At 35.1% G+C, this 3,646-nt stretch carries 3 protein-coding genes and 1 pseudogene; 3 read left to right on the top strand and 1 reads right to left on the bottom strand.

Annotated elements, in window-relative coordinates; all coding sequences use genetic code 11:
• Positions 1–38 precede the first annotated feature (38 nt).
• A pseudogene (locus P618_RS08750) lies at positions 39–161 on the bottom strand (IS701 family transposase); the annotation flags it as partial.
• A gap of 324 nt (positions 162–485) precedes the next feature.
• Here P618_RS08750 and thrS point away from each other — a divergent pair.
• The 3 genes from thrS to P618_RS01030 all read left to right on the top strand — a co-directional run.
• Entirely contained in the window at positions 486–2,318 is a 1,833-nt protein-coding gene (gene thrS, locus P618_RS01040; RefSeq protein ID WP_021827618.1) for a threonine--tRNA ligase, read from the top strand.
• 8 nt (positions 2,319–2,326) lie between these two features.
• Positions 2,327–2,902, top strand: a complete 576-nt coding sequence (infC, locus tag P618_RS01035) for a translation initiation factor IF-3 (RefSeq protein ID WP_021827617.1) — start codon at positions 2,327–2,329, stop codon at positions 2,900–2,902.
• Between the two features lie 219 nt (positions 2,903–3,121).
• A partial coding sequence (locus P618_RS01030; protein WP_040458143.1) for a hypothetical protein occupies positions 3,122–3,646 on the top strand: 525 nt, incomplete at its 3' end.

The raw sequence follows: 3,646 nt of genomic DNA, 5'->3' as shown, positions 1-3,646 counted from the left end.
CTCCATAAATTTGAAGAGCTGTAATCTTTTGAACGTCAATGACGAGTCATTTGATCATGGCTAATTTCGCCTTGAAACATATTGGCTAAACCAGTCGATGTTGCATAGTGATTTTGACTTATCAAATAGTCGCTATACATATCAAGAAGATCCAGTTTCATTTTTTGTCCTTAAAAACTTACGGACGAAAAATATGATTATTTCAAGCAAAAATCAACTATTGCTGCGTAACATCAGTTATTTTACTAAAATTGTCTGAAAATTTTGTACGCATGATTACTTATCTCCCTTAGGTTTAGTCCTAATATAAATTTTCTTATTTAAATACAATTTACATCAAAAATTTTTCATATGCAGCCAAGGCTGTCTTGCAATATTAAAGCAGTCTATGCATAATGATCTTAAGATTGGTCTAATGAGCTTTAAATGTGAACGAAAAGCCAATGCATGGTAGCAATAAACATCTATTTAACGACGATCTTGATATGCAGTACGTTGCATGTCGAGTAGAAGGAGAGGTAGTAGATGTTTCAGTTTATCGAGATAAAGTTGCTCATCATAAAATCTTACATCAAATAGAGGATTTTATTCTTCGTGATCAAGTTGAAGGAAGAAATGTTTTACGGCATACAGCTGCTCATGTTTTAGCGCAAGCGGTTAAGAGAGTGTATCCTGGTACGCAGGTGACGATTGGTCCTGTCATAGAGGATGGTTTTTATTACGATTTTTTAACACCGACGCCTTTTCAGGCTTCTGATTTACTTTTGATTGAGTCAGAAATGCATCGGATTATTTCGGAAAATCTCTCTATTCGTCGTTACGAGTGGTCAAAAGAACAAGTAATTGAATATTTTTTGGGTAAGGGTGAGCCTTTTAAAGCGCAAATTGTTCAAGATATTCCAAAAGAATGTGTTGTTTCTGTTTATGAGCAAGGTGAGTTTATTGATTTGTGTCGTGGACCGCATTGTCCTTCCACGGGGTATCTAAAAGATGGTGTAAAGCTTTTGCATGTTTCTGGTTCTTATTGGAAAGGAGACTCTAAAGGACAGCCTTTGCAACGTATTTATGGAACAGCTTGGGAAGATAAAAAAAATTTGGACGAGTATTGTTATCGTATAGAGGAAGCAGAAAAACGAGACCATCGAAAGATTGGAAAGGCTATGGATCTTTATCATTTTCAAGATGAAGCGCCTGGGTGTGTGTTTTGGCATCCGTATGGGTGGACTTTAAATCGTTTGCTTCAAGATTATATTCGAGAGCGCTTAGGTGATGATTATAAGGAGGTGAATACTCCGCAGCTAGTACGCCAATCTTTATGGCAGGCGTCTGGTCATTGGGATCAGTATCACGAAAATATGTTTATATTAAAAGATGGTGAGAATTTATTTTCTTTAAAGCCTATGAATTGCCCTTGCCACGTTCAAATTTTTAATCAAGGTATAAGAAGTTATAAAGATCTTCCTTTACGATTTGCAGAATTTGGAAGTTGTCATCGAAATGAACCTTCTGGCGCACTTTCTGGTTTGATGCGAGCAAAGAATTTTGTACAGGATGATGCACATATTTTTTGTACCCCAGAACAAATTTCTTTTGAAACTGAAAAATTTTGTCAAGTTTTAAGTGCTATCTATAAAGATTTGGGCTTTAATGATGTCATGATTCGTTTTGCAACACGTCCAAGTAAGCGTCTTGGAGACGACGTATTGTGGGATAAAGCAGAAGCAAGTTTGCAACAAGGTGCAGAAAAAGCTAAGATTTGTTACACAAAACATCCAGGTGAGGGAGCATTTTATGGTCCTAAATTAGAATTTACGTTAAAAGATAGCTTAGGAAGATTATGGCAATGTGGAACATTGCAGGTAGATTTCGTTTTACCAGAGCGCCTAAAAGCTTTCTACGTTGATGCTCAGGGTGATCAAAAACCTGTAGTTATGTTACATAGGGCAATTTTAGGCTCTTTTGAAAGATTTATCGGTGTCATGTTAGAGCATTACGCAGGTCGTCTTCCTTTTTGGTTAGCTCCTGTTCAGCTTGTCATTTGTAGTATTAGTGAAAAAGTGCAAGATTACGCAATTCAAGTTTGGGAACACTTCAAGAAATCTGGGCTTCGAGTGGAATTTGATTGCCGAAATGAAAAAATTAGTCATAAAATTCGCCATCATAGCGTAAGAAAAGTTGGGTGTATTGCGGTGGTGGGAGCTAAAGAATCTGCTGAAAATAGCCTGAATTTACGCATAGGGAACAATGAGCATTCTATGAGCGTATCTAGTGCGCTAGAGATGCTTCAAGAAGCTAATTTGAAAAAGAATGTTTTATAGGAGGAAATGTGGAAGTTAAATCTCAAAAATCATTAAAATGCAATCAAGAAATTCGAGCCTCTCGTGTGCGATTAATCAGTACAGAAGGACAGCAGCTTGGAATTTTTTCATTCAGGGATGCCTTAGATATGGCAAGAAAGCAAAATTTGGATTTAGTGGAGATTGCTTCCACGGCGGAGCCCCCGGTGTGCAAGATTTGTGATTATGGGCGCATGATTTATCAAGAAAAAAAGCGCAAGGCGGAGTTACAAAAAAAACAGCAACGCGTTTCTATTAAAGAGATTCAGTTAACTCAAAAAACTCAAGAAAATGATTATAAAGTGAAGTTAAAACGCGCTATTGAATTTCTTCAAGAAGGAGATAAAGTTCAACTTGTCGTTCAGATCAAGGGGCGTTGCCAATTTTCTGATGATCCTTTAAAAGATCCTGGAAGATTGATGGCAGACCGATTTATTTTAGATATTTCGGGACAAGGAAAGATAGAGCAGGGAGCAAAAAAAGAGGGGCGTCGTATCCGTGTTGTTATCGCTCCTTTAAAAGATCATAAAAAGGTACTTTCTTTAGATGAAAATTTAGAGGTTTAATAATTTTATTTTAAAGATCAAGGCTAGGGAAGTGAGTATATAACTTAGGGAAAGTTTTGGGTTGGGGGCTTCCTTACTATACATGCCCCTAAAGTGAATCCTTAGTCTGATCTTCTTCCTTCATAGCTGAGAATAAAAAATTTTCTGAATTTTAGTCTTGACAATATTTTTTTTTATATTAACATTTGTTTGTAGAAACTTAAAAAAAGTAAAAAATTTATGAAATTAAAAATTCTTTCCCTTCTTGTGATTTTTTGTAATCAAGGTTTTTCTGTCGATATTTCGTTACCCGTGATATTGGAAAATGCTCAAAAAAATAATGTGCAAGATCTGTTAGATAATATTCGAAACTTATTATCAAACACAAATACAAATAAGCAAGAAGCAAGTAGCACGATAAGAAAACTTGTTAATAAAAAATTTCTTAAAAATACACCAATACTTTTTTCTCGAGAATATATTGATAGAACTGTAGACGTATTTTTTTGCAAAAATAATGATCAAGAGCTTAGCATAACAATCTTGAAAGATCTTGTATATGACTTGTCTGAGAATGGATTTCCTAAACCAGCTTTTGATTTATTGATTGAAAGCATTTTAAAAAAGAAAGAAAATCAGGTAGTCGAGGGCGTTGCAGGAAAAAAAAATCAACAAACATCTTCTAATTCGAATTTATTTTCATCTGAAATCGCAAAAAAAGTTTTAGCTTCTTGGAATTTAAAAAAATTTGGAGAAAAAGAACGC

It is taken from the genome of Holospora obtusa F1 (assembly GCF_000469665.2).
Classification (GTDB): domain Bacteria; phylum Pseudomonadota; class Alphaproteobacteria; order Holosporales; family Holosporaceae; genus Holospora; species Holospora obtusa.
This window is presented reverse-complemented; position numbering and strand designations above follow the sequence as displayed.